Raw genomic sequence first — 26194 nt, forward strand, 5'->3', positions numbered from 1 at the left:
AGGAACGTGAAGGAAATGGGGTGAGTTTGGCGCACAGTGCGCTTTTCCAGGCGCGGCCATTTCAGCGCGTCAAGCGTGGGTACAAAAGAAAACCGGCAGCGCATGAGGTGCACTGCCGGTCCAAATTTCTCGTTTTTGCAGACGCTTAGTGGTGCGTCGCCGTCACTGGCGGCTTGCCAAGGGGCGGTGCGAAGCTGGTGAGGTTGATGCCTTCAACCGCGGCTTCATACTCTTCGATCTTCGGCGTACGGCCAAGAACGGTGGAGAGCACCACAACAGGCGTGGACGCGAGGAGCGACTCGCCCTTCTTCTCAGCCGAATCTTCCACAACGCGGCCCTGGAACAGGCGGGTCGAGGTCGCCATCACGGTGTCGCCCTTCTCAGCCTTTTCCTGGTTGCCCATGCAAAGGTTACAGCCCGGACGCTCGAGATAGAGCGTGTTTTCATACTGGGTGCGTGCCTTGTTCTTGGGCGCGTTGTCGTCAAACTCGAAGCCCGCGTATTTCTGCAGCACTTCCCAGTCGCCTTCGGCCTTCAGCTCGTCCACGATGTTATAGGTTGGCGGTGCGATCACGAGCGGCGCCTTGAACTCCACCTTGCCGTTCTGCTTCTCGATGTTCCGGAGCATTTGCGCGACAATTTTCATGTCGCCCTTGTGCACCATGCAGGAACCCACGAAGCCGAGGTCGACTTTCTTCTCACCCTTGTAGAAGGAAACCGGGCGGATGGTGTCGTGCGTATAGCGGCGCGATACGTCCGCGTTGTTCACGTCAGGGTCCGCGATCATCGGCTCGACGATTTGGTCGAGGTCGACAACAAACTCGGCATGGTATTTGGCGTTGGCATCAGGCTGCAGCGCCGGACGTGTACCGGACTTGATCTCGGCAATACGCTTGTCCGCGATCGCGATCAGGCCTTTGAGGGTACCCGCCGCATTGTCCATGCCCTTGTCGATCATGATCTGGATACGGCTTTTCGAGATCTCGAGCGATTCGATCAGTGTCGCATCTTCGGAGATACAGATGGAGGCTTTTGCCTTCATCTCCGCAGTCCAGTCGGTGAAGGTGAAGGCCTGGTCGGCAATGAGGGTGCCAATATGAACTTCAATCACGCGGCCCTGGAAGACGTTCTCACCGAACTCTTTCAGCATCTGCGCCTGGGTTGCGTGCACTACATCACGGAAGTCCATGTGCGACTTAAGGCTGCCCTTGAAGGTAACCTTCACCGATTCCGGGATCGGCATGGTCGCCTCACCGGTTGCGAGCGCGAGCGCCACGGTGCCCGAATCCGCACCAAAAGCAACGCCCTTCGACATGCGGGTGTGGCTGTCGCCACCGATGATGACCGACCAGTCATCCACGGTGATGTCGTTGAGCACCTTGTGGATCACGTCCGTCATCGCGTGGTATTCGCCCTTCGGGTCCCGCGCGGTGATAAGGCCGAATTTGTTCATGAAGCTCATGAGCTTGGGGATGTTGGCCTGCGCCTTGGCGTCCCACACCGATGCGGTGTGACAGCCGGACTGGTAGGCGCCGTCCACCGTCGGTGAAATCACCGTGGCGGCCATTGCTTCAAGTTCCTGCGCGGTCATCAGGCCCGTGGTGTCCTGCGAACCAACGATGTTCACTTTCACACGCACGTCAGAACCCGCGTGCAGCACCTTGCCCTTGGCAACGCCCACCGCGTTCTTGTTGAAGATTTTCTCAACCGCCGTCAGGCCCTGACCTTCGTGCGACACTTCCTTGGACGGCGCAAATACGAGCGGCGCATCCACACCAAGCGTGGTGGCCGCGAACGTTTGCAGCTTCTTGCCGAACACAACAGCATAGGAGCCACCAGCCTTGATGAACTCCACCTTCGGCGGCGTCAGCGCGGAGGAGATGTCCACCAGCTCTTTTTCGCCAGACGCGTCATAAAGCTTTTTGGTTTTGGTGTTGATGGTGAAGACCGTACCGGTCTCAACTGAATAGACCTGCTCCAGCACCGGGTCGCCGTTCGCGTCCAGCACCGGCTTGCCGTCAGCACCGGTTTTCTTGACCCAGTTCTTGAGGTCGAGGCCGATACCGCCCGTCACACCCACGGTGGTGAGGAAGATCGGCGAAATGCCGTTGGTGCCACCAACGATTGGCGCGATATTCACGAACGGCACATAGGGGCTGGCTTGTTTGCCGGTCCAGAGTGCCACGTTGTTCACACCCGACATACGGGAGGAGCCCACACCCATGGTGCCTTTTTCAGCCACCAGCATCACGCGGGCGTCGGGGTGCTTTTTCTGCAGTTCCTGAATTTCAGCCTGTGCCGCAGGCGAGATCATGCACTTGCCGTGCAGCTCACGGTCCGAGCGGGAGTGTGCCTGGTTGCCGGGCGACAAGAGGTCGGTCGACACATCGCCTTCCGCAGCAATGTAGGTCACGACCTTGATGGTCTCGTCAATGTCCGGAAGCTTGGTGAAAAACTCCGCCTGCGCGTAGCTCTCGAGAATGTCCTTCGCCACCGCGTTGCCTGCCTTATAGGCGGCAGCCAAACGGTCAGTGTCGGCTTCATAGAGGAAGACCTGCGACTTGAGCACGTCCGCTGCTTTGGCAGCAATCGCGGCGTCATCACCGAGCGCAAGGTCAAGCAGCACCCCGATCGACGGGCCACCCTTCATGTGCGAGAGAAGCTCAAACGCGAAGTCCGGCGTGATTTCAGCCACAACAGCCTCACCGAGGATGATTTCCTTCAGGAAGCGGGCTTTCGCGCCAGCTGCACTCGTGGTGCCCGGCAGCGTGTTGTAGATGAAAAACTCGAGGGACGCTTTCCTGTGCGCGTTCCCCTCGTCCTTGATCTGGGCGATGATTTCTTCAACGAGCGCGGCATCCTCAACAGGCTTCGGATTCAGCCCCTGGCTTTTGCGCGTCTCGATCTCGTTCAAATATTCGGTGTACAAACCCATGACTATCCTGACAAAAAGTGTTAGATGAAGCTTGAAACCCGGGCCACAGACTGGAGTGCTGAGCAAGGGAAAAGCGGGCCGGCGCGGATATTATTTCAACAGCCCCTTGCTTGCAAGATGGTTCGGCTTGAAAAACATCAGGTTTCGGCCAATTTTTGCCCTATCCTCAGTGCAAAATCGACCTACTTTAACCCTTTTAAGTGGAGTGATCGATCACATGGCATCCGTTTCCCATGACACACTCAAGACCCGCCGCACCCTCACTGTGGGCGGCCGGGAATATGATTATTACAGCCTGAAGGCCGCGGCCGAGCAGATCGGCGACATCTCGCGCCTGCCCTATACCCTCAAGGTTCTGCTCGAAAACCTGCTGCGGTACGAGGACGGCACGTCTGTGACCACCAAGGACATTCAGGCGCTTGCCGACTGGCAGAAAAACAAGCGTTCTGACCATGAGATTGCTTACCGCCCAGCCCGCGTACTGATGCAGGACTTTACGGGCGTGCCTGCCGTGGTGGACCTTGCCGCCATGCGCGACGCCATGGCCGCCATGGGCGGCGACCCGGAGAAGATCAACCCGCTCGCGCAGTGTGACCTTGTTATCGACCACTCGGTCATGGTGGACAAGTTCGGCACCCCGATGGCGTTCAAGCAGAACGTGGACCTTGAGATGGAACGTAATGCCGAGCGCTACGAGTTCCTCAAATGGGGCCAGAACAGCCTGAACAACTTCTCCGCTGTGCCGCCCGGCACCGGTATTTGCCACCAAGTAAACCTTGAGTATATCGCCAAAGCGGTCTGGACGTCTGAAGAGAATGGCCGCACGGTCGCCTATCCGGATACCTGTGTCGGCACCGACAGTCACACTACCATGGTGAACGGCCTTGCGGTTCTGGGCTGGGGTGTTGGCGGTATTGAGGCTGAGGCCGCCATGCTCGGCCAGCCCGTGTCCATGCTGATCCCGGAAGTTGTCGGCTTCAAGCTGACCGGCAAACTGCAAGAAGGCATCACCGCGACAGACCTTGTGCTGACGGTCGTACAGATGCTGCGCGAGCGCGGCGTTGTGGGCAAATTTGTCGAATTTTACGGCAATGGCCTCGACCAGCTCACGATCGCAGACCAAGCCACCATCGCCAACATGGCGCCGGAATACGGCGCCACCTGTGGCTTTTTCCCCATCTCGCAACCGACACTCGATTATATGCAGTTCACGGGCCGCGACGCAGAGACCATCGCGCTTGTGGAAGCCTACGCCAAGGAACAAGGCATGTGGCGCGACGCAAACGCGCCCGAGCCTGTGTTCACCGACACGCTGGAACTGGATATTTCCACCGTCAAGCCGTCGCTCGCTGGCCCCAAACGGCCGCAGGACCGGGTGGAGCTTGCCAACGCCGCTGCCGAGTTTGACGAGGTACTGGCCTCGTTCGACAAAACCGGCGACCGCGAATATGACGTTGCAGGTGAAGACTTCAAACTCAACAATGGTGACGTGTGCATCGCGGCCATTACCAGCTGCACCAACACCTCAAACCCCGGTGTGCTGATTGCTGCGGGCCTTGTGGCCAAAAAAGCCAATGAGCTTGGTATGAGCCGCAAGCCATGGGTTAAAACCTCGCTCGCGCCCGGTTCGCAGGTCGTGACAGACTATCTGGACAAGGCGGGCCTGACCGAACACCTGAATGCGCTTGGCTTCAACCTTGTGGGTTACGGCTGCACCACCTGTATCGGCAACTCCGGCCCCTTGGACGGTCCCATCTCCAAGACCATCAACGAGAATGACATGGTCTGCGTGAGTGTGCTCTCTGGCAACCGGAACTTCGAAGGCCGCGTGAGCCAGGACCTGAAGGCAAACTATCTCGCCTCGCCGCCGCTTGTGGTGGCTTATGCGATTGCTGGCTCGATCCGCACCAATATCACCACAGAGCCGCTCGGGCAGGACAAGGACGGCAATGACGTTTACCTGCGTGACCTGTGGCCGTCGAACAAGGAGGTGGCGGACGCCATCGCCGCCTCGCTCACCCGCGACATGTTCATCGAACGTTACGCGGATGTGTTCACCGGCACGCCGGAATGGCAGGCCATCCCAGTCGCCGAGGGCAAAACCTATGAATGGAACAGTAAGTCCACCTATGTGCAGCATCCCCCTTATTTTGAGGGCATGAGCACGGATGTGGCAGACACGTCGAACATCATCGGCGCGCGCCCGCTTGCTCTTCTGGGGGACAGCATCACCACCGACCACATCAGCCCTGCGGGCTCGATCAAGCCGGACAGCCCTGCGGGACAGTACCTGCAGTCGAAGAATGTGGCGGTCGCTGACTTCAACAGCTACGGCTCGCGCCGCGGCAACCATGAAGTGATGATGCGCGGCACGTTCGCGAACATTCGCCTCCGCAACCTGATGGCGCCGGGTACTGAGGGTGGCTGGACCACGCACCAGCCGTCGGGCGAGGTGATGAGCATCTATGACGCCTCGATGAAGTATCAGGAAGCAGGCACGCCGCTCGTGGTGATCGGCGGCAAGGAATACGGCACCGGCTCAAGCCGCGACTGGGCGGCGAAGGGCACCAATCTCCTTGGCGTGAAGGCCGTGCTGGTGGAAAGCTTCGAGCGTATCCACCGCTCCAACCTCGTGGGCATGGGCGTGCTGCCGCTGCAGTTCAAGGAAGGCGATAACCGCGAAAGCCTGAACCTTGTTGGCACGGAAACCTTCGATATCACCGGTATCGAAGGCACGATCAAACCACGCCAGGACGTGACAGTGATGATCCATTATGCTGACGGCAGCAAAAAAGAGATCACCGTGCTTTGCCGTGTCGATACGGAAGATGAGGTCGCCTACTACAAGAACGGCGGCATCCTGCACTATGTGCTGCGCCGTCTGGCGTCCTGAGGCACCAAAGACATCAAGCGACAAAAGGCGACCAAACGGTCGCCTTTTTTGTTGCAGCGAAAGGAGCCAGAGATTAGTTCGTAAACAGTCGTGATTTGATTGGGGGATTATATGACGTTCATCAAACCAACCGTCGTGCTTGCTCTTATGCTCACGCTGCCAGCCTGCTCATCGCGGACCTTCGATATCAGTTCAAGCCAGATCAGCGCGAGTGTAGCGGCCGAAACACTGGTGACAGCAGAGAAAGGCGATCTGCTCTATTCTGAAAGCAACGGAGCCATGATTGACGGTGCGGAACTGTTGGCACCAGTCAAGGCCAGAACCGTTCTCACCCATCACGATGTCCCTGCGGGAGAGAGGCTGGTCCGCCGCGTCAGTGAGGGCGAAGCCTTTTTCTGTACCCAACGCAAAACGCATATCGACCCCTTCACCGGGCCATTCAATTTTTCTTGCCTCAGAGATGTCGATGAGGATGAAAAATTTGATGAGATTTATGTATTTAGCAACGACCTTAACAACAAGCGGACGCTGGACCCGGCTGCGCCATATCGACCGACCAAGGTGGAAAACGGGGGCGCCCTGAGTGTCGAGCTATACTATGCAGGTTTGCGCAACAATCAGGTGATCATCACACAGAAACTGGTGAATCCTGCCACGTCGGAATCATTGGACATTGCCGAATATTGCGTTTCCGATTTTGCAACCAGTCCCGAACTGCGCATTCCGCTGTTTCCGATTGACCTTGGCCTTCTGAAAGACGACGGCATGAGTATGATCATGCAGGTGCAGTCGGCAACCGAAAAACAGGCAACAGTCAAGATTGTCAGGGGTTTTCCCTCCTGGTCGGCAAATGGCAACGTCCTGAAAATGTGGGGTAAGGTCAGAAAAAGCAAAGCTTGCCTCTGAACCACCGACACCAAACGATAAAAGGCGGCCGTTGAGCCGCCTTTTTTGTCAGAATAAGGTCTTGGCGTTTCTAGCCCACCGCAAGGCGGCGCGGCAGGCTGCCGCGTTTGACGTTCTCGCGCACGAACGACATCAGGTAGCGCGGTTTGCCAAACTCATCAAGGACCGGCAGGTCGAGGATATCCACGCCCACATGCTCACGCCCCATATGGGGAATGTTGCCGCGGTAGCGACCAATGCAGGGGCTCGTCAAAAGTTCGCGGAAATAACCTTCGACGCCAGTGAGCGCCTCGCTCTTCATCTCGGACACCCGCATGTTTTGCCTGAGAATGCCGGTAAAAAGCGTGCGGTATAGCTCGCCGAGTATTGAGAGCCTGCCGTCCGACAGGTCGTCTTCAAAGTCGATGAGGAAGAAGCTGGCGTGCCAGCCCCGCAGGTCTTGGAAAGTGAAGGCCTTGCGGCTGGGCATAACGGACCCGTCGCGCTTCTGGCCATAAAGTTTGATGATCGGGTCAAACGCAGGTATGAGCGGCAACTTTTCCTGAAGCGGGTAGTAAAGCAGTTCGCCGTGTTCCCGTTTCACGGTTTTCACAGGTGCGGTTTCACCCGTGTCATTGGTTGCCGTCACTGCGCCGAACGATTTTTTTGTTAGATCCAGGCTGTCCATCGGTTATAGCGTTCCATACTCACATACAGGTGATTGGCAAGTGACTTATACAGTTCGTAAGCTAGAAACATGAGAAAGTGGTTAACAGCAGCAATTATTGTTCTTGGTAGTATAACAGCTGCCATGGGTGTCGCACGTGCGGACGATGACAACCGCCTGACGGTCGTGGAGCTTTTCACGAGCCAGGGCTGTTCTTCCTGCCCGCCTGCGGATGCTGCACTCAAATCACTCCGGGACCGTCCGGGCGTGCTCACCCTCTCATGGCCGGTTGATTATTGGGATCGCCTCGGCTGGGAAGACACCTTTGCCCATCCCCACAACGCCATGCGCCAGGCTGCCTACAACAAACGCCTTGGCCGCGGCGGTGTTTTCACCCCGCAGATGATTGTGGACGGTCGTGTGCAATGTGTTGGCTCGAAGCCCGAGAAAGTCCGCACCGCCATCACCAAGGCGCGTGAACTCAATCATATGTGGATTACGCCTGAGCTTGCTGCCGCAGGTGATAGCCTCGCGGTCGCGCTACCCGGCGGCGCGGTGCACAGCACAGCTGCTGTTCGCATAGTCTGGTATCTCGCCGATGCCGAGGTTGAGATCGGCGACGGTGAAAACGCGGGCCGCCGCCTCCATTACACCAATGTGGTGCGGGCGTCCGACGTGATCGACATGGACTGGTCCGGCAAAGCGAAGTCACTGACCATTGACCTTGAAGAGGGTCGCGCGGCGGGCGCTGACCATGTCGCCATCCTCATTCATGATGAATATGGCCACGGCCCCATCATCGGTGCTGCCAGCATGGCGCTGCCCGAGATGGTTACCAAAGCGTCGCTCAGCAACTAGGCTTTCTCCACACAAACCATGCGCACTTTCCGCGCATACCCCGCACACATCCCGCGCATTATCCGCACAGATTCGACACACACCCCGCACAGATTTCTTGACATTTGCGCGTTCAGCCGTCATAGAGCGCGCGGCGAAATTGATCGCGGCCCCTGATGGGCCAGCGGCGAAGGGGTCGGATGACCGGCCCATATGAACGAAGTTTCCGTGCGAAGTCGCACAAGACCATAAGTGTCCCGGGATAGGCGAAAAAGCCCCGTCCCTACTACTAGCGGTTAAGGAAAAGGCGTTCCGCCATTTGATAAACGCCCCTGAATGGGGGCCTTAACCGATGCTAGGACATTTATGACAGACTTCAGTACGCTGGGCCTCAGCGCGCCGGTACTTCGTGCTATTGACGATCTCGGCTTTACCACCACCACCGAAATTCAAGCTGCCACCATCCCGACCTTGATGGCAGGCCAGGACGTTATTGGTATCGCACAAACTGGCGGCGGCAAGACCGCGGCATTTGTCGTGCCAATGATTGAGCGCCTGATGACCTATGAAGACAAGCCGAAAAGCGGCATGCCGCGCGCGCTTATCCTTGCGCCGACACGCGAACTTGCCCTGCAGATTTCCGAGACCGTGAAAGCCCTCACCCGCTTCACCGAGCTCAAGAACTGCACCATTTTCGGTGGCGCGCCTTACCGCACCCAGACCCATATCCTGCGCCGCGGCGTGGATATCCTGGTCGCGACCCCGGGCCGCCTTATTGACCACATGAAACAAGGCAACATCTATCTTGATGAAGCCAGCTATTTCGTGCTCGACGAGGCTGACCGCATGCTCGACATGGGTTTTGTTGACGATGTACGCGGTATCGCAGCCAAAATGATGAACGACCACCAGTCGGTCATGTTCTCCGCCACCATGGATCACCGTATCCGTGAGCTTGCTGGCTCCCTATTGACCGACCCGGAGCATATCGAGGTCGCCCGCGAAGCAACGGTGGCAGACAACCTGACCCACAAGGTCCTGTTCGTGCCGTATGACAAGAAACATGACCTCCTGCTCCACATGATCGAAGAGCACAAGGTATCGAAGTCGCTCATCTTCGTGCGCACCAAGCGCGAAGCTGATGAGCTGGCAGACTATATGCTTGAGCAAGGCCTGAACGCCCAGTCGATTCACGGCGACAAACAGCAGCGTCAGCGTGAGCGCATCATCCGCTCCTTCAAGACCGACCGCACGGATTTCCTCGTGGCGACAGACGTTGCCGCGCGCGGCATCGACGTGAAGGACATCGGCCACGTGTTCAATATTGACGTACCAGTTGAAGCCGAATCCTACGTGCACCGCATTGGCCGTACGGCCCGCGGCGGCAAGTCTGGCGAAGCTTTCACCTTCTGCTCCAAAGGCGAATTTGGCCTTCTGAAAGCCATCGAACGCCTGATCAAGATGGAAATCGAGGTTGAGCAGAACAACCCGTTCCCGCTGGTGATCGAGCGCAAGAAGTTCAAGCCTTCAGCTCGTCCGGGTTCGCGCGGGGCCAAAGGCGGTTTCGGCAAAGGCAACTTTGCGAAAGGCGCCGGCAAAGGCAAACGCGGTGACAAACCGTTTGGCGACAAGCCATTCGCGAAAAAAGGCGAAGGCAAACGCTCTGGCGATTGGAAGACCGACGGTAAGCGCGATGGTGGCTGGAAAGCTGAAGGTAAGCGTGAAGGCGGTTGGAAGACTGAAGGCAAACGCGACGGTGACTTCAAGTCCGAAGCTAAACGCGAAGGCGGCTGGAAATCCGAGGGCAAGCGCGAGGGCAACTGGAAGTCCGAAGGCAAGCGTGAAGGCGGTTGGAAAACCGAAGGTAAGCGCGATGGCGACTGGAAAGGCGAAGGCCGCAAAGCCGAGGGCCGCAAGTCGGACGATGGCAAAACCTTCTCGAAGCCTGCTGGTAAATTCAGCCCCAAGGGCGGCAAAAAAGCTGGTGACTTCGCTGGTGGCAAACCGGGCGCAGCCAAGAAACATGCTGGCAAAGCCGGAGGCAAGCCAATGAGCAAAGCTGGCAAGCCCGCATTTGGCAAACCACGCAAAGCGAAGGTTGGCGGCAACCAGCCACTCAAGCGTCGCTCCGCTTAACTAGCGCGCGCGACCTAAAAAGAAAAAGCTGAACAGGAAGGCCGGCTGGCCTTCCTCGTTTGCGGCAGGCAGGTCAAGCACTTCAAATGACCGGTGATCCTGCCCCTCGAACGGGATAACACCCGAATAGCGGCCATAAGCCCCACCCGCCCTGATCGCCTTGAAATAATCGGCATAATCATCAAACGTCACATGCGGCAGACCTGAAAACAGGTCGCCCGCCTTCAGGCGACGGCCAAACATGTCCATCACCCTGTCGCCAATGATGCGGAAGCGAAGGTCGCCATTCTCAAGCAGGTCCGACACGACCATACGGGCATGCCAGCCAACAAAATGCTGGAATTTGAGTGCTTTTCTGGGCGGTATTACACCACCCGCCCAAAGGGGCGTCACGCTTTCAAACCGGCAGAGCGCGGCATCAACGGCGCTATTGGCCTCAAGGTCTGCCAGACCGTGAGTGCGCGCCTGATAATCGTCCTGCCGCAAGCGGCTTGACGAAGCGCCTTTGCTATCACCCACTTCTGGCTTCATACTGATGTGACTTTCCCGAGTCCCCGTTGACTGTGCAAGATAGGACCAAGCTATGAACAAATGGTTAGCCGTAGCCCTTACCCTAAGCCTCGCAGCACCATCGCTGCCCGCCGCCGGGGAAGATGAAGCGTCATTTGAAGCCAGTCAAGCAGCCCGCGCAAAAGGCGGAGAGGCCTTCCGCGCTGGTGAACTGGCTGCCGCGCTCAAAGCGATGGAGGAAGCACTGGCGTTCCGCCCCACACACCCGGGCCTTCTTGGCAATGTGGCATATCTTGCAGCGTCAACCGGCGACGGCCAGCGCGCGGCTGAAGCACTGCGGGCCTATGCGGCGCTTGGCCTGGTTCCTGGTGATGAAATTCAGGCCAAAGTGAAGGAAGCTGTCGCCTATGATGCATGGCAAACACTCCAGGATGCCTTCGCCCGAAATACCCGTACGATCGGAACTGCTGACATCGACACGCCGCTACCCGCGGACCTGCGCCTCGTAGAAGGCATCGCCATGGCAGAGGACGGCACCCTTTATGTCGGTACCGTGGTGTCTGGCGGCATCTATCGCATGAACGGCCATAAAGCGACCATGGTGGTTGATGCCAGAGACCATGAGTTCGGTAGCTTCTTTGGCATGGCCATGCATGACGGCAGCCTTTACGCGACCTTCGCGCGGGTCGAGCAGACACCCGGCTTTGTACCGGGCGAAGGCCAGACAGGCCTTGCCAAAATCAACCCGGAAACGGGCGATGTGATCACCGTCTGGACCTTGCCGGACGGCACCGAAGGCCAACAACTCGCTGATCTGACCATCACATCAGACGGCACCATCTACGTGAGCGACGCCCAGGGTAAAAAGATATACCGGGTTGAAGGTGACACACTGCTGCCTGCCTTCAACCACAAGGGTTTCATGAGCCCGCAGGGCATGGCCGACCTGCCGGGTAAAGGCCTCTATATGGCCGACTATGGCCGCGGCATCTGGAAGCTTGATGAAAAGTCAGGCGAGGCGACTTTATTGGATACCCCAGCAGACACATCTCTTCTTGGGATCGATGGGCTGGTTGCTCATAACGGCCGCCTGATCGCGATCCAGAACGGCGTTACGCCGCAGCGTATTATAGAGATACACATGGATGGTGATGCCATCACCGGCACCACGGTGCTGGCGCAGGGGCTTGAGGGCTGGGATGAACCTACGCTTGGTGTCAGCGGCAAACACGGCATCTACTATATTGCCGCAAGCCAGTGGCCCAAATACGGAGAGAGCGGCGCTATCCGCCAAGGGATGGAGCCACCTGCCGTGACACCGGTGATGCTAATCAGGGATTAGCGGAGTATTTGGACTCGGCTACGATGTCATAATGATCGGCGAAGAGGAGCCGTTCATAAACACCGACATGGACCGGATAGCCGGGTTTGAAGAAGAAAGGTGTCAGCGTTTCAATTCGCTCTAGCCTACCGTCTTTAAATTTGACGGTAATGGCGCGCCAACCGCCCTCAAGATCCTCGAGCGACACCACTTCGGCTGTCACCACCCGTGTTGGTACTTCAGGCAGCCGGAATGTGAACCATGCTGCCAGCACCACAATCAAAAGCGCGGCCGCAAGCCGCCATCCCGGTACTTTCATGCCTTCCCCCCAAGCTGCGCCTTGGCCCACAGGGCTGCGTCGCGCACCACTTCGCTGGCATCATGGCAAAGATTGTTGACCGCTGGCAAGTGGCCCGTGTTGCCCGAATTACCGATGGCATAAAGCACATTGCGCACAAAACGGTCACGGCCGATGCGTTTGATTGGGCTGCCGGAGAAGACTTCGCGGAAGCTTGCGTCATCCAGCACCACCAAGTCACTGAGCGCAGGCGCGCCCAGTTCCACACGGGCATGGAAGGCGGCCTCATGGCTTGCTTGCGCAAACTTGTTCCACGGACAGGCGGCGAGGCAATCATCGCAACCATAGATGCGGTTGCCAAGCGCGCGGCGGAATTCCTCCGCGATCGGGCCTTTGTGTTCAATCGTGAGGTAGGAAATGCAGCGCCGCGCATCAATCTGGTAAGGCGCGGGGAAAGCGTCCGTCGGGCAGGCCTCGATGCAGGCGCGGCAGGAGCCGCACTGGTCGCGGTGCGGGCTATCGTGGGCCAGATCCATATCGGTATAGATTGCCCCCAGGAACAGCCAGCTGCCAAACTCGCGGCTGACCATATTGGTGTGCTTGCCCTGCCAGCCAAGACCTGCAGCGGACGCCAGCGGTTTTTCGGGCACCGGTGCCGTGTCGACAAACACCTTCAACTCGCAGCCGTACGTCTCCACAATCCAGCGCGCAAAAGCCTTGAGGCGTTTCTTGATGATGTCGTGATAGTCCTTGCCGCGCGCATAGACGGAGATGTTGCCGTATTCGGGCGCATCTAATAGCAGGCGTGGGTCATCTTTGGGGCCATAGTTGACACCGAGCATGATGGCGGACTTCGCATTCGGCCACAGCGCGCGCGGGCTGGCACGGTGATGCAGGCGGGTTTCCATCCATTCCATGGTGCCGTGGCGGCCTTCGGCGACAAAACCATGCAGCCATTCGGCCACGTCATCGCGCAATTCAGCCTCGGTAATGCCGAAGGCATCAAACCCGAGCTCGGTCGCTTTGGCTTCAAGCTCGGCGCGGATATCGCCGGGCCCAGCCACTTAGAAATCCAGTTCCTGGTAATGTTTCGGCGGCGTGAGGCCGGTGATACGATCCGTGAGCAGCGCGCGGATCGAGCGGCGCGATTTCACCCGCACGTACCATTCTTTCACCATCGGCCACTGTTCCCAGTTGATGTCACCGAAATAATCGACAACCGAGATGTGGGACGCCGCGGCCGCATCAGCCATGGTGAACTGCTGGCCCGCCAGATAGTGGCGGCGTTCGGCCAGATAGGTGATGTATTTGAGGTGAACCTTGAGGTTATGAGACGCGCAGCGGATCGCTTCCGAATCCGGCTCCCCCATGCCAAGGAAACGCTTGAACAGCTTCTCCGACACCGTATGGCGCGTGACTTCGGTGCCCACTTTGGAATGGAACCAGCCGGCGAGGCGCCTGATCTCATAGCGTTCATCCGCGTCGCCGATCAGCATCGGCGGCTCGGGGATCACTTCTTCAAGATATTCGGCAATTGCCATGGTGCCTGAATAGGCGTGGCCGTCATCCATCACCAGCACCGGCACTTCACCCGCGGGGTTGAGCGCAAGGAAGGCAGGCCTGCGTTCCCACTCCCGCTCCAGCTTCAAAGTGAAATCGACGCGCTTCTCGGCGAGAAGCACGCGCACAAAGCGAGCGGATGGACTAAGCCAGTGATGATAAAGTGTCGGCATGGCGACCCCTTACATAACGTATGTTTCAGGGGTCGCCAATTCGGAATTTGCGTAACGCGTGCAATATATTTTTGTGCGTCAGGCTGTCAGCTTCTCGTCCACCGCTTCATCGCTGATTGGATGCTCGAGCCGGTTCACCATTTCCTTTGGCACAACCTGCCAGAACATGCCCTTTTTGGCGTCCCAGTTAGAGAGCACGGTCGCACCCCAGCGTGAATGGGTTTCCGCCACATGTTCCTCAATGAGCGCCTTGAGCACCGACTCCCAGTGTTCGCTGGCAAGGCGGCTATAAAGCACGGTGTCATTGTTGATGTGTTCTTCAAGCGTGCCTTCATCATCGAGCACGAAGGCCATGCCGCCGGTCATGCCAGCACCGAAGTTGTCACCGACGGAGCCAAGGATCACCGCTGTGCCGCCGGTCATATATTCACAGCCGTTGGCACCACAGCCCTCAATCACCACACTCGCGCCCGAGTTACGAACCGCAAAACGTTCACCGGCCTGACCGGCTGCAAACAGTTTGCCCGCGGTTGCGCCGTAAAGCACAGTGTTGCCGATGATCGTATTGTCTTTCGAATTGAAGGACGCCCGGTTCGATGGCCGCACCACGATAGTGCCGCCCGAGAGGCCCTTGCCCACATAGTCGTTGGCGTCGCCCGCGACTTCGAGCTTGAGGCCTTGTACCGCAAACGCGCCCAGCGACTGGCCCGCCGAACCACGCAGCCGCACGGTCACATGGTCAGGCCGAAGGCCATACATACCGAAAGTGCGCGTGATCTCGGACGAGAAGCGTGTGCCGATGGCGCGCAAAGTGTTCTGCACCGAATAGGTGAGCTGCATTTTCTCACCTTTTGTGAACACGGCCTTGGCATCCTCAAGCATGCGGGCATCGAGCGAATCCGGCACCTCGTTGCGGCCCTCAAGCGTGCAGACGGAGCGGTGCGAACGCCCGCCCACCTGCACGAGAAGCGGGTTGAGGTCGAGGTCATCAAGGTGTTCCGCACCGCGGCTGACCTGATGCAACAGGTCGGTACGGCCGATGATGTCATCAAGCTTCTCGACGCCGAGCTCCGCGAGGATTTCACGGGTTTCTTCGGCGATAAAGCTGAAGAGGTTCACAACCTTCTCCGCCGTACCGTCGAATTTCTTGCGGAGGTCCTCGTCCTGCGTACAGATGCCCACGGGGCATGTGTTCGAATGGCACTGGCGTACCATGATACAGCCAAGCGCCACGAGGGAAGCCGTGCCGACGCCATACTCCTCGGCGCCCAGCATGGCCGCGATCACCACGTCACGACCGGTGCGGATGCCGCCGTCCGTGCGGAGCTTCACCCGGTGGCGAAGGCCATTGAGCGTCAGCACCTGATTGACCTCGGCGAGGCCGATTTCCCACGGCGTACCGGCATATTTGATGCTGGTTTGCGGGCTTGCGCCTGTGCCGCCTGAATGACCACTTACCAGGATCACATCTGCATGCGCCTTCGCGACACCGGCTGCGATCGTGCCGATACCAGCCGAAGACACCAGCTTCACGCACACTTTGGCACGCGGGTTGATCTGCTTCAGGTCGTAGATCAGCTGCGCCAGATCCTCGATTGAATAGATATCATGGTGCGGCGGCGGGGATATAAGTGTCACGCCCGGTGTGGAGTGACGCAGTTTTGCAATCATCTCCGTCACCTTGAAACCGGGCAACTGACCGCCCTCGCCGGGCTTGGCGCCCTGCGCGATCTTGATTTCAAGCTCTTCACACGCGTTCAGGTATTCCGCGGTCACCCCGAAGCGGCCGGAGGCCACCTGTTTGATCGGGCTGTTGGCGTTATCGCCGTTCTCATAGGGCTTGTAGCGCTTGCTGTCCTCGCCCCCTTCACCGGAAACCGACTTGGCGCCAATGCGGTTCATGGCAATAGCAAGCGTTTCGTGTGCCTCCACCGACAGTGCGCCAAGGGACATACCCGGCGTGATGAACCGTTTGCGGATCTGGGTGATCGATTCCACCTCGTCGATCGGCATACCTTTTTCGGGGCGGCGGAAATCCATCAGGTCACGCAGATTCACCGGCGGCAGCTTGTGAAGCCCGCGGGAGTAGGTGAGATATTTGGCATAGTTGTCCTGCCCAACTGCTGACTGCAGCAGGTGAATAAGCTGGCCATCATGGGCATGAACCTCACCGCCACGGCGATAGCGGTAGAGGCCACCAATCGGCAGCACCAGCGCGTCATCCGCAAAGGCTTTGGCGTGCTGCTCCAGCACTTTTTTCTGGATACCGGCGAGGCCGATACCGGAAATTTTGGTCGGCATACCAGGGAAGAACTCCGCGACGAGCGAGCGCGAGAGCCCAAGCGCCTCGAAGTTGTTACCACCCCGGTAGGACGAGATGACCGAAATCCCCATCTTGGAGAGGATTTTCAGCAGGCCCTGATCAATGGCCTCGGATGCGCGCCAGATGGCGTCATTGAGGCTCATGTCACCAAAGAGGCCTTTGGCGTGACGGTCCGCGATGGCGTCCTGCGCCAGGTAGGCGTTCACGGTCGTAGCGCCCGCGCCGATCAGCACGGCAAAATAGTGCGGGTCAAGGCATTCGCTCGCGCGCACGTTCAGGCTGGTGAATGTACGTAGACCCTCGTTGAGAAGGTGTGTGTGCAGGCCGCCGGTCGCGAGGATCATCGGCACCGGCGCGCGGTCTTCGGTGATATTCTCGTCGGTCAGGAACAGGTGGCCACGGCCCGCGCGCACGGCATCCTCAGCCTCGCGGCGGATACGGTCAATCGCTTCGCGGAGCGCGCCCTTGCCGCCATGTACGTCAAACGTACAGTCGATCACCTGGGCTGCGTCACCGAAGTGTTCAACGAGCGTGTTCCACTCACGGTTGGAGATCACCGGGCTGTCGAGCACGATGGCTCCCGCCTGCGTGTGGCCGCCATCAAGCACGTTGGCGAAGTTGCCAAAGCGCGTTTTGAGGCTCATCACCCTGTGTTCACGCAGGCTGTCAATCGGCGGGTTAGTCACTTGGCTGAAATTCTGCCGGAAGAAATGCGACATGTTGCGGTATTTGGACGACAGCACGGCAAGCGGCGTATCGTCACCCATCGAACCGATGGCTTCCTTAGCCGTCGCCACCTGCGGATGCAGGATCAGCTCAAGGTCTTCATGGCTGAGGCCCGCCACAATCTGACGGCGCTTCAGTTCTTCGCCTTTAAACGCAGGCTCCTCTGGGCCACGGAAACCCGGCAGTTCATCAATACCGCGGATATCCTGCACCCAGTCCTCAAACGGCTGGGAGGCGGCCAGTTTGTCCTTGATTTCACGGTCGTGATAGAACTGGCCTTCCTGAAGGTCGAGCGCAATCATCTGGCCCGGGCCGAGGCGGCCTTTTTCCATCACATCTTCTTCGTCCACGACCACCATGCCGGTCTCGGACCCCACCACGAGGAAACCATCATTGGTGACGGTGAAGCGCATCGGACGAAGGCCGTTCCGGTCGAGGCCCGCGACAACCCAGCGGCCATCGGTGGCGGCGAGTGCTGCCGGGCCGTCCCATGGTTCCATCACCGAGTTTGTATAAGCATACATGGCGCGGTGCGCTTCGGGCATGCTTTCCTTGTTGGTCCAGGCCTCGGGCACCAGTAGGGTTTTCACCATGGGTGCCGAACGGCCCGCGCGCACCATGACTTCATAAACCGCATCAAGCGCCGCGCTATCGGACGCCCCCTTCGGGATCACCGGTTTGATATCTTCCGAGTTTTCGCCAAAAGCGATCGAAGCCATACGAATCTGGTGGCTGCGCATCCAGTTCACGTTGCCGCGGATGGTGTTGATCTCGCCGTTGTGCGCCAGCATGCGGAAGGGCTGTGCGAGCCACCACTGCGGGAAAGTATTTGTGGAATAACGCTGGTGGTAGATCGCGAAGGAGGAGACAAAACGCTCATCCTCAAGGTCCGGGTAGAAGGTCGAAAGTTGTTCGGCCAGAAATAGCCCTTTGTAGATGACCGAACGGCACGAAAGCGAACAGATGTAGAAATCCCCCACCTGCGCGCGGATCACGGCGGATTCGATGCGGCGGCGCACAAGATAAAGCTCACGCTCAAACGTTTCTTCGTCCACACCTTTCGAGTTGGCGATCATGATCTGCTCAATCTCGGGGCGGGTGCTTTCGGCCTTTTGGCCAATCACATCGATATCGACCGGGACCTGGCGCCAGCCGTAGATGGTATAGCCAAAGGCAAGGATCTCTTTTTCCACAATCGTGCGGCAGACTTCCTGTGCCGACAGGTCGACGCGCGGCAGGAAGACCATGCCGACAGCCAAACGGCCCTCCGCGGGCACGTGGCCGGTCGCGCGCACGTGTTCCTTGAAGAACTCCTGCGGGATTTCAACGTGGATACCCGCGCCGTCACCGGTTTTGCCGTCAGCGTCCACCGCACCGCGGTGCCAGATCGCCTGAAGCGCCTCGATCCCCATCAGCACCACACGGCGCGAGGGTTTGCCGTTCATGGCTGCAACAAGGCCGACACCGCAGGAGGAATGTTCGTCCGCCGGGTCATAGAGGCCGATGGGGCCCGGTACATGCTCGTTATACATCTGCATCTTCTGGCTTCCCTTCTTTACGCGGCAACAGTTGCGCGTTCGCGCAGGTAGGTTTTGATCTGGTCGGCGGCGTCGCGGCCATCGCGGATGGCCCAAACAACAAGTGACGCACCGCGAACGATATCGCCTGCGGCAAACACACCATCCAGATTGCTCATCATGGTTTTATGGTCGACCGTGACCGTGCCCCAGCGTGTGACCCGAAGTTCGGGCGCACCAAAGAGGGCGGGCAGGTCCTCAGGCTCAAACCCGAGCGCGAGAATCGCAAGCTCACAGTCAAGCGTGAAGGACGAGTTCGGCACGGGCTCCGGCGCTTGGCGCCCAGTGGCGTCAGGTGCGCCGAGGCGCATCTCGTAAGCGCGCACGCCTTCAACTTCCTTGTCGCCAAGGAAAGCTTCAGGCCCCGAGAGCCAGACAAATTCAACGCCTTCTTCCTCGGCGTTCTGCACTTCCCGCACAGAACCGGGCATGTTGGCCCGGTCACGGCGATAAAGGCATTTGACCGACTTGGCGCCTTGCCGCACAGCGGTACGCACACAGTCCATCGCGGTATCACCGCCGCCGATAACGACAACATTCTTGCCATTGGCGTCGAGGGCACCGCTTTCAAACTCCGGCACCTTGTCACCAAGGCCCTTGCGGTTGGAGGCGATCAGGTAATCGAGCGCTTCGCGGATGCCGCCAAGACCAACACCCGGCACCTTGAGGCCGCGGGCGCGGTAAACACCGGTCGCGATCAGGATAGCGTCATGTTTTTCGCGCAGTTCCGACAGGCCTTCTTTGTCGCCCACTTCAAAGTCAAGGTGGAAGGTGATGCCCGATTGCTCAAGCCGACCGGTGCGGCGACCCACAACGTCCTTCTCGAGCTTGAAGCCGGGGATGCCATATATAAGGAGGCCGCCAGCACGATCGTGCCGATCATAGATATGAACCTGATAGCCTGCTTTCCGCAGCTCTTCGGCGGCTGCGAGGCCAGCAGGACCCGCGCCAATGATGCCAACACTCTGGTCAAGTTCGCGGCGCGGGGTGATGGGTTTCACCCAGCCATTATCCCAAGCGTTATCGGTAATAAATTTCTCAACACTGCCGATGGTGACCGAATCGAAATCCTTCTCGATCACACAGTTGCCTTCACACAAGCGGTCCTGCGGGCAGATGCGGCCACAGATTTCCGGCATATTGTTGGTGGCGGAGGAGATTTCATACGCCTCCTGCAAGCGGCCTTCAGCCGTGAGGCGCAGCCAGTCGGGGATATTGTTCCCTAGCGGGCAGTGAATCTGGCAGAAAGGCACACCGCACTGGCTGCAGCGGCTGGATTGTTCCTTGGCGCCGTCGATATTGTAGCGCGCATAAACTTCCGAAAAGTCCTGCTTGCGCTCTTCCGCTTTGCGCTTGTCCGGCATTTTCTGGTCGATCGAAACAAATTTGAGCAGATCGTCGGCCATAGGGCACCCTTCTCAGTCTGACAGTTGAAGCCCGCAGGCGAAGGCCTGCAAGCCGTATTTTATTGGCCCGGAGCGATGGACAGCGTTCTCAAACGCAGTAGCGTGACGGTCCCGAAAGATCATGGTGAGCCAGTTTGGCTCCAGTCTTTGTCGGGGCGTGCAAGTTACTCTGTGTCGCCGAGAAATTTTGCTGTCCGCGATTCCGATGCCGCGCATTATAAATTCAAAAATACCAAATTTCACGCAAAAAATGCATAATAGGTAACATATACTGACCTATTTTTTGTAAGCCACTTAAATTTAACGATTCTTTTCGGGGCGTTCCAGCGTTTTTTAGTACCATTATTGTACTATATAGGCTATCGCCCCCAAAATGCGGACTTGTTATAAGGGCTATGCGATATTTTCTTGGGGAGGGACCGGCCTGTGACGGCACTGCATCTTTTCATCCTGGCGATTGTTCAGGGTATTACCGAATTCCTGCCCATCAGCTCCAGTGGCCATTTGGTATTGATCCCGGTTCTCACCGGCTGGACCGATCAGGGGCTGATGATGGATGTCTCGGTGCATGTGGGCACACTTGTGGCCGTTCTGGTTTATTTCCGGGACGATACCAAGGGCCTGTTCCTCGCCGGCCTTGGCAGCATTGGCATCGCCCCCGCCCGCCGCGCGATAGAAGGCACCATCTACGGCAAGCTATTCTGGGCCATTGTCATCGCGACCATCCCCGCTGTCATCGTCGGTTTCATGCTGAAGGTGACCGGCACTGTAGACCTCATGCGCGGCGCGGCCGTGATCGCCACCACATCCATCGTGTTTGGCCTTCTGCTCTATTGGGCGGACCGCGTGGGCGCGACGGAAAAGTCGCTTGAACGTATGGCAATCAAACCAGCACTGATTATCGGGCTCGCACAGATGCTTGCGCTCATCCCCGGCACCAGCCGTTCGGGCATTACCATGACTGCGGCGCGCTACCTTGGTTTCAACCGGCAGGACAGTGCGCGTTTCTCGCTCCTCCTGTCGATCCCGACCATCATTGGTGCGGCCGTTCTCCTTGGCAAAGATGTGGCCACGAGCGGTGACAGCATCGTCTGGGCGGAGGCTGGCATCGCGGCGGGCCTGTCGTGCCTCGCGGCCCTTGCCGCCATCCACTTCCTTATGAAATGGCTCGCGCACGCCAGCATGGCCATCTTTGTGATTTACCGCGTGGCGCTCGGCCTTTTCCTGTTCGCGCTCATCGCGGCAGGCACCATCTGAATTCACTTGCTGTTCATGAGGGCCGCGCTACTCTTCCCCATCGCAATGTTTCTTCGGTGGGGAACACTATCTTGAAAAAACTGATTTCACTTGCCGCCGCTGGCTGGCTTATTGCGGGTACGCCTTTTTCTGCGGCCGCACAGCCATATACGGTCTCCGACACGCGGCTCGCCATCACGGCAACATTCCCGGACACGCCCGACTACACAGCCACAGAGGCCTGCCCGGACGTGCCCGAGTGCAAGTTTACCGGCTGGGACTTTACCGAATACGGCACGGGGCAAAATTTCTGCACCTTCAACCTGACCGTGGCCGAGTTTTTTGGCGGTGATGGGCGCGTTTTCACCAATCCCGAGAAGGCGGTTGAGTGGGCGCTCCTCCAGAGCTATAGCGCCGACGACGAAATTCTGAGCGATGTAAGCATTTCAAACGAGGGTATCAAGGGGCGCGAGATGCTGGTGCGCCTGACGGCCGACAGCTTCGGATCGGTCAGCCACCAGCGCAGCTATATCAAGGTGCTGGTGCGCGCGAACTTGATATACGCCGCGACTGCCCGCTGCGATGAGCGCGTGGACAGCAAAATCCAGCGCGGCTTCATCGCGTCAGTGCAGCCACTTTACCTCAAGCGTCCTTGAATTGGCCGTGGCGACGGTGATGCTCCATATAAAGGGGCAGCACCGCGCTGATACGTGTGGGCGTGATACCGAGGTCTTTCATGCCCTTGGCACCTTCCGGCACGATGTTATCTGTGCCAAGAAGCTTGACCTGATCGCGTGTGAGCGGCGGGTTCGGCAGGAGACCCAGGAATGTTGCTTTCATCATCGCGAGGCCCATGGGCACATTGAACATGGGCCGGCGCACGCCGGTATAGTCCATCATCTCATCCAGAAGCGCGCGCAGGGTTTTCACCTGCGGGCCACCGAGCGAGAAGGTCTGGCCTTCTACCCCTTTGCCGCCCAGGCTCACGCGTACGATAGCCTCGGCCACGTCCCGCACATAGACAGGCTGGAACTTCGTATTCAGCCCCGGGAATGGCAGAAACGGCAGCTTGGCCGCGAGTGAGGCAAAGCGGTTATAGAAACCGTCTTCCGGGCCAAAAACCACACTCGGGCGCAGGATTGTGGCAGTTGGGAACGCCTCCAACACGGCTGCTTCACCGGCGGCCTTGCTGCGGGCATACACAGACGGCGAACTCGCATCGGCGCCAAGCGCTGACATCTGTACGAAAGTCTTCACGCCGGCCTCGGCGGCGAGCCTTGCCGCCATGCCTGCCCCCTCGTTTTGGACCGCATCAAAGGTTTGGCCGCCACTTTCATAAAGCACGCCCACAAGGTTGATCACACAGTCCGCATCCTTGACCACGCGCTTGAGGGAAGCCTCATTTTTGATATTGGTCGCCAGAATCTCGATCTGGCCCAAGTCACCAAGGGGTTTGAGGAACTGCGCCTCATGGGGACGCCTGACCCCCACGCGAATCACATCGCCGCGCGCCGCCAGCTTCTCCACCACATAGCGCCCGATGAAGCCTGAGCCTCCAATCACTGTCACATGCCGGGATTTCATACTGTAACCTCCTGTGCCGGGTAGAAGTTTTTTTCGCCATTCAGTCTAAACCCACACGAAAAATGTGGCAATTCTGCATACGCGCGAACACTGGGACCAGATGACGCGGCAAAATTATGAGGCTCATGATGCTTTTTTGAATGTGAGCGCTTGACAGCCACCCCCCGCCCGCGCTAAATCCCGCCGACCAATTTACTGCGTGCCCAGATGGCGGAATTGGTAGACGCGCTAGCTTCAGGTGCTAGTGTCCGTATGGACGTGGAGGTTCGAGTCCTCTTCTGGGCACCATTCAAAACCCGCCTTTCAGGCGGGTTTTTGCTTTTTGGCCCATCCATTAAAGCCGTGCATTTGACAGCGAGGCGCTGCTGCAGCATAGAAACCCCATGCAGATATTCGAAGGCATAATAACAGACCGAGGATCGAAATACGCGGTTTCGGGCGGCGAGTGCCATACCCCCGACGACGCCAAGGCGTTTATCAAGGAGCTTTGCCGCAAAAAGAAGTTCGCCAAGGCGACCCATAATACATGGGCCTTCCTTGCAGACGATGAACCGGTGAAAAACGATGACGGTGAAAGCGGCGCGGGCATGGTGATCGTGCGCATGCTGGAGCGCGAAGATATCCGCAATCATATCGTTGTGGTCACGCGCTGGTATGGCGGCAAACATCTGGGCGGTGACCGCTTCCGCCATGTGCAGGACGCAGTGCGCTACTATATTGACCACGCGCTTAAATAACCCTGTCAAAGCACTGGTTTTTCAAATAATATAACCACCTGGATATATAGGTGGATCATGGCCGAACCTGCGCTCAGTACCGTACTTTTTGCCCTCGCGGACCCCACGAGGCGCTCTATCCTCGCACGCCTGCGCGACGGGGACGCGACGGTCAGTGAACTGCTGGAGCCACTCAGCATTTCCCAGCCTGCGCTGTCCAAACACCTCAAGGTGCTGGCGTCCGCGGGTCTTGTCACCACCAGCGCCGATGCGCAGCGCCGCCCGCGCAAACTGGAAGCGGCCCCCTTGGAGCTCGTCGCCGAATGGCTTGAAGATTTCAGGCCCTTCTGGGAAGACAGCGCGCGCCGCAAGGTGGAGCTACAAACCCTGCTGACAGCCGACGAGTCGATCGAATGGGAATAAACGGTGGCGAAGCACCGAAACTGTCGACGGACCCTTTAAAACCAGCTAGTAGGCGCACATGAGCACATCTGACTTTGAAATATTCCTCGCCACCGTACCGGGCCTTGAGCGTCCGCTGCTTTCCGAAGTACAGGAAAAGGGCTTTGAAGGCGCGACTCCCACCCATGGCGGTGTGAGCTTTCGCGGCGGCTGGCCCGATGTATGGCGCGCCAACCTTATGGTGCGCGGCGCGAGCCACGTGCTCGCCCGCCTCGGGGAGTTCCGTGCGCAACACCTGGCAAAGCTCGACAAGCGCGCGCACAGTTTCCCCTGGTCCGACACCTTGCGCGGCGATATACCGGTGCGTGTTGAAGTCAGCTGCAAAAAGTCCCGCATCTATCACGACAAGGCCGCCGCTGAACGCTTTGAGAAGGCAATTGCTGCCACCACCGGCGCAACCATTTCGTCGGATGCTGACTTGTGCATAAAGGTGCGCATTATCGATGACCTCTGCACCATCAGTGTCGATACTTCCGGTGACCCGCTTCACAAACGCGGGCACAAGGAAGCGGTCAACAAGGCGCCAATGCGCGAAAATCTGGCCGCGCTACTTTTAAGGGAATGTGGTTACAGAGGCACCGAGCCAGTGATCGACCCCATGTGCGGATCCGGCACTTTTGTAATTGAAGCAGCAGAAATTGCGCATGGTCTTTATCCCGGCCGCAGCCGCCGCTTCGCGTTTGAAGACCTCAAAAGCTTTGAAGCAGACGCATGGCAGGCCATGAAAGCAGACACGAGCCCCCGCGAAAGCGACAAGGGTTTTTACGGTTTTGACCGTGATGCGGGCGCCATTACCATGTGCGTGGCAAACGCGGACCGCGCCAGCGTCGGCTCCCACACCCACTTCATACGCCAGGCCATCAGCGACCTCACGCCCCCTGAAGGGCCAACCGGCCTCATTATCGTCAATCCGCCCTATGGCGGCCGCATTGGCGACACCAAAAAATTGATGCCGCTTTATCAGGCTTTGGGGAACACACTGAATAGCCGCTTCAAGGGCTGGCGTGTCGGCATCGTCACCAACTCGGCTGACCTCGTGCGGGCGACCGGGCTTTCGTTCGTCAAGCGCACTACTGCTTTCTCACACGGCGGCATCCCGGTAAAACTCTATAAAACGCTGCCACTGCAGGGCTGATAGGGTACCCTATTCGAAATAGACCATGCACTGGCGCGATAGCGCCACCAGGTCGCCACCTTCGGTGAAGATGCGGCCGGACTGCTGGCTATAACCACCCGCGGCAGCCTCAAGGCTATAATCAAGATAGAACCATCCCGGTTTCACGCTCTCGGGAGGGGTTACAAATTCAAGCGACCAGCTGAGCGAGCTTGCCATCACCGGCCTGTCATAGTGCGACATCATCACGGGCGGCGGAATGTCCGCCACTGCAACCAGCGCTTCCATCGGCATGGCCGACATATCGTCCTTATGGCGCACCCATTTGCCAAGCCGCCGCGCCTTCTGGTTCGACATGGGAATGCCGCCACCGGTCCAGTGCACGTCGAAATGTTTGAGGAATGCAGGCAGCAGGCGCACAGCACTGTCCATGGGCGGCACACTGTCGCGCGCTTCTGGCGCAAACGGCAGTTCTGACGCGACAGCCTTGGTCTCGCGGTCAGTTCCAAATGCCGCCATCGCCTGCGCGCACACAGCGTCGCCGTCATAAAGCCGCGCCGTTGCCTGCGTCACATTACGCCCTTCGCGCAGGAGCTCCGACTGAACCCGCACAGTACCGGCAGGCGCTGGCCCAATGAACGATACCATAAGTGAGCGCAATGATTTGGGCGCCGAGAGCGTGTGCGTCATACCTCGCGCGAGAAGCGCCGCGACAAGGCCACCAAATACCGCGCGTCCTTGTGTCCAGCCCTCGGTCAGGTCTGCACGGGCGTCGATGCCGCCGATGTCATTCAGAATGTCGGCGAAATTTCGTTCCTGCATAATAACTCCTAAA

Annotated in this window: 20 protein-coding genes and 1 tRNA gene; 11 read left to right on the forward strand and 10 right to left on the reverse strand. The window is 58.5% G+C overall.

All coding sequences use genetic code 11. The annotated features are described in order from the left end of the window. Positions 1-145 precede the first annotated feature (145 nt). Positions 146-2935, reverse strand: coding sequence for a bifunctional aconitate hydratase 2/2-methylisocitrate dehydratase (locus B150_RS0103350; RefSeq protein ID WP_020398470.1), 2790 nt, complete (start codon positions 2933-2935; stop codon positions 146-148). 217 nt (positions 2936-3152) lie between these two features. On the opposite strand from B150_RS0103350, the gene acnA reads away from it, so the two are divergent. Together acnA and B150_RS0103360 are read left to right on the forward strand one after the other, a co-directional pair. Then, positions 3153-5828: an aconitate hydratase AcnA gene (gene acnA / locus B150_RS0103355; RefSeq protein WP_020398471.1), complete on the forward strand. Its 2676-nt coding sequence runs from the start codon at positions 3153-3155 to the stop codon at positions 5826-5828. Positions 5829-5939: 111 nt separating this feature from the next. Further along, positions 5940-6734, forward strand: a complete 795-nt coding sequence (locus B150_RS0103360; RefSeq protein ID WP_155859917.1) for a hypothetical protein — start codon at positions 5940-5942, stop codon at positions 6732-6734. A gap of 70 nt (positions 6735-6804) precedes the next feature. On the opposite strand, the gene B150_RS0103365 is transcribed toward B150_RS0103360, so the two are convergent. Beyond that, positions 6805-7401 carry a PAS domain-containing protein gene (locus B150_RS0103365; RefSeq protein WP_020398473.1) on the reverse strand — a complete coding sequence of 199 codons (597 nt, stop codon included), beginning with the start codon at positions 7399-7401 and terminating at the stop codon, positions 6805-6807. A 123-nt stretch (positions 7402-7524) separates the two neighbouring features. Between B150_RS0103365 and B150_RS19565 the strand changes: the two genes are divergently transcribed. Continuing rightward, positions 7525-8238 carry a DUF1223 domain-containing protein gene (locus tag B150_RS19565; protein WP_020398474.1) on the forward strand — a complete coding sequence of 238 codons (714 nt, stop codon included), beginning with the start codon at positions 7525-7527 and terminating at the stop codon, positions 8236-8238. 345 nt (positions 8239-8583) lie between these two features. Then, positions 8584-10353 carry a DEAD/DEAH box helicase gene (locus B150_RS19570; RefSeq protein ID WP_020398475.1) on the forward strand — a complete coding sequence of 590 codons (1770 nt, stop codon included), beginning with the start codon at positions 8584-8586 and terminating at the stop codon, positions 10351-10353. Here the strand turns inward: B150_RS19570 and B150_RS0103380 are convergent, their stop codons facing one another. Next, a complete protein-coding gene (locus tag B150_RS0103380) occupies positions 10354-10872 on the reverse strand; it encodes a PAS domain-containing protein (RefSeq protein WP_155859918.1) in 519 nt (172 codons plus the stop codon). 64 nt (positions 10873-10936) lie between these two features. Here B150_RS0103380 and B150_RS0103385 point away from each other — a divergent pair, with 64 nt between their 5' ends. Next, on the forward strand, positions 10937-12205 hold the full coding sequence (locus tag B150_RS0103385; RefSeq protein ID WP_020398477.1) for an SMP-30/gluconolactonase/LRE family protein: 1269 nt from the start codon (positions 10937-10939) through the stop codon (positions 12203-12205). On the opposite strand, the gene B150_RS0103390 is transcribed toward B150_RS0103385, so the two are convergent. From B150_RS0103390 to B150_RS0103410, 5 genes are all read right to left on the reverse strand, one after another. Beyond that, on the reverse strand, positions 12195-12503 hold the full coding sequence (locus tag B150_RS0103390; RefSeq protein ID WP_020398478.1) for a hypothetical protein: 309 nt from the start codon (positions 12501-12503) through the stop codon (positions 12195-12197). The two genes, B150_RS0103385 and B150_RS0103390, sit on opposite strands and share 11 nt — an antisense overlap. Next, on the reverse strand, positions 12500-13546 hold the full coding sequence (queG, locus tag B150_RS0103395; RefSeq protein ID WP_020398479.1) for a tRNA epoxyqueuosine(34) reductase QueG: 1047 nt from the start codon (positions 13544-13546) through the stop codon (positions 12500-12502). Before queG ends, B150_RS0103390 begins: the two co-directional genes overlap by 4 nt. Continuing rightward, positions 13547-14215, reverse strand: coding sequence for a glutathione S-transferase family protein (locus B150_RS0103400; protein WP_020398480.1), 669 nt, complete (start codon positions 14213-14215; stop codon positions 13547-13549). 78 nt (positions 14216-14293) lie between these two features. Further along, positions 14294-18802: a glutamate synthase large subunit gene (gltB, locus tag B150_RS0103405; protein WP_020398481.1), complete on the reverse strand. Its 4509-nt coding sequence runs from the start codon at positions 18800-18802 to the stop codon at positions 14294-14296. Positions 18803-18819: 17 nt separating this feature from the next. Beyond that, entirely contained in the window at positions 18820-20247 is a 1428-nt protein-coding gene (locus B150_RS0103410; protein WP_020398482.1) for an NAD(P)-dependent oxidoreductase, read from the reverse strand. Between the two features lie 426 nt (positions 20248-20673). Here B150_RS0103410 and B150_RS0103415 point away from each other — a divergent pair, with 426 nt between their 5' ends. Together B150_RS0103415 and B150_RS0103420 are read left to right on the forward strand one after the other, a co-directional pair. Further along, positions 20674-21504 (forward strand): undecaprenyl-diphosphate phosphatase, encoded by an 831-nt coding sequence (locus B150_RS0103415; RefSeq protein WP_020398483.1) that lies wholly within the window; start codon positions 20674-20676, stop codon positions 21502-21504. A gap of 71 nt (positions 21505-21575) precedes the next feature. Beyond that, the gene (locus B150_RS0103420) at positions 21576-22139 is read left to right on the forward strand and encodes a hypothetical protein (protein ID WP_020398484.1); all 564 of its coding nucleotides are present in this window, start codon (positions 21576-21578) and stop codon (positions 22137-22139) included. On the opposite strand, the gene B150_RS0103425 is transcribed toward B150_RS0103420, so the two are convergent. After that, positions 22126-23067: a complex I NDUFA9 subunit family protein gene (locus B150_RS0103425; RefSeq protein WP_020398485.1), complete on the reverse strand. Its 942-nt coding sequence runs from the start codon at positions 23065-23067 to the stop codon at positions 22126-22128. The genes B150_RS0103420 and B150_RS0103425 overlap by 14 nt on opposite strands. 201 nt (positions 23068-23268) lie before the next feature. On the opposite strand from B150_RS0103425, the gene B150_RS0103430 reads away from it, so the two are divergent. The 4 genes from B150_RS0103430 to B150_RS0103445 all read left to right on the forward strand — a co-directional run bounded on the left by B150_RS0103430 (position 23269) and on the right by B150_RS0103445 (position 25380). Continuing rightward, positions 23269-23355, forward strand: a tRNA-Leu gene (locus B150_RS0103430). A gap of 95 nt (positions 23356-23450) precedes the next feature. Then, positions 23451-23804, forward strand: coding sequence for a YigZ family protein (locus tag B150_RS0103435; protein ID WP_020398486.1), 354 nt, complete (start codon positions 23451-23453; stop codon positions 23802-23804). Positions 23805-23861: 57 nt separating this feature from the next. Beyond that, positions 23862-24206, forward strand: coding sequence for an ArsR/SmtB family transcription factor (locus tag B150_RS0103440; protein WP_020398487.1), 345 nt, complete (start codon positions 23862-23864; stop codon positions 24204-24206). Positions 24207-24264: 58 nt separating this feature from the next. After that, the gene (locus tag B150_RS0103445; RefSeq protein ID WP_020398488.1) at positions 24265-25380 is read left to right on the forward strand and encodes a THUMP domain-containing class I SAM-dependent RNA methyltransferase; all 1116 of its coding nucleotides are present in this window, start codon (positions 24265-24267) and stop codon (positions 25378-25380) included. A gap of 9 nt (positions 25381-25389) precedes the next feature. Here the strand turns inward: B150_RS0103445 and B150_RS0103450 are convergent, their stop codons facing one another. Further along, positions 25390-26181 carry a thioesterase family protein gene (locus B150_RS0103450; RefSeq protein ID WP_020398489.1) on the reverse strand — a complete coding sequence of 264 codons (792 nt, stop codon included), beginning with the start codon at positions 26179-26181 and terminating at the stop codon, positions 25390-25392. Positions 26182-26194: the final 13 nt, after the last annotated feature.

Source organism: Kordiimonas gwangyangensis DSM 19435 = JCM 12864 (assembly GCF_000375545.1).
Classification (GTDB): Bacteria; Pseudomonadota; Alphaproteobacteria; order Sphingomonadales; family Kordiimonadaceae; genus Kordiimonas; species Kordiimonas gwangyangensis.

Excerpts from the sequence above, each read along its gene's own strand:
- B150_RS19570 (WP_020398475.1), top strand. The coding sequence starts at position 8,584 with ATGACAGACTTCAGTACGCTGGGCCTCAGCGCGCCGGTACTTCGTGCT.
- B150_RS0103410 (WP_020398482.1), bottom strand. The coding sequence starts at position 20,247 with ATGGCCGACGATCTGCTCAAATTTGTTTCGATCGACCAGAAAATGCCG.
- B150_RS0103440 (WP_020398487.1), top strand. The coding sequence starts at position 23,862 with ATGGCCGAACCTGCGCTCAGTACCGTACTTTTTGCCCTCGCGGACCCC.
- B150_RS0103445 (WP_020398488.1), top strand. The coding sequence starts at position 24,265 with ATGAGCACATCTGACTTTGAAATATTCCTCGCCACCGTACCGGGCCTT.
- gltB (WP_020398481.1), bottom strand. The coding sequence starts at position 18,802 with ATGCAGATGTATAACGAGCATGTACCGGGCCCCATCGGCCTCTATGAC.
- B150_RS0103400 (WP_020398480.1), bottom strand. The coding sequence starts at position 14,215 with ATGCCGACACTTTATCATCACTGGCTTAGTCCATCCGCTCGCTTTGTG.
- B150_RS0103450 (WP_020398489.1), bottom strand. The coding sequence starts at position 26,181 with ATGCAGGAACGAAATTTCGCCGACATTCTGAATGACATCGGCGGCATC.
- B150_RS0103390 (WP_020398478.1), bottom strand. The coding sequence starts at position 12,503 with ATGAAAGTACCGGGATGGCGGCTTGCGGCCGCGCTTTTGATTGTGGTG.
- acnA (WP_020398471.1), top strand. The coding sequence starts at position 3,153 with ATGGCATCCGTTTCCCATGACACACTCAAGACCCGCCGCACCCTCACT.
- B150_RS0103365 (WP_020398473.1), bottom strand. The coding sequence starts at position 7,401 with ATGGACAGCCTGGATCTAACAAAAAAATCGTTCGGCGCAGTGACGGCA.
- B150_RS19565 (WP_020398474.1), top strand. The coding sequence starts at position 7,525 with ATGGGTGTCGCACGTGCGGACGATGACAACCGCCTGACGGTCGTGGAG.
- B150_RS0103435 (WP_020398486.1), top strand. The coding sequence starts at position 23,451 with ATGCAGATATTCGAAGGCATAATAACAGACCGAGGATCGAAATACGCG.
- B150_RS0103425 (WP_020398485.1), bottom strand. The coding sequence starts at position 23,067 with ATGAAATCCCGGCATGTGACAGTGATTGGAGGCTCAGGCTTCATCGGG.
- B150_RS0103385 (WP_020398477.1), top strand. The coding sequence starts at position 10,937 with ATGAACAAATGGTTAGCCGTAGCCCTTACCCTAAGCCTCGCAGCACCA.
- B150_RS0103350 (WP_020398470.1), bottom strand. The coding sequence starts at position 2,935 with ATGGGTTTGTACACCGAATATTTGAACGAGATCGAGACGCGCAAAAGC.
- B150_RS0103360 (WP_155859917.1), top strand. The coding sequence starts at position 5,940 with ATGACGTTCATCAAACCAACCGTCGTGCTTGCTCTTATGCTCACGCTG.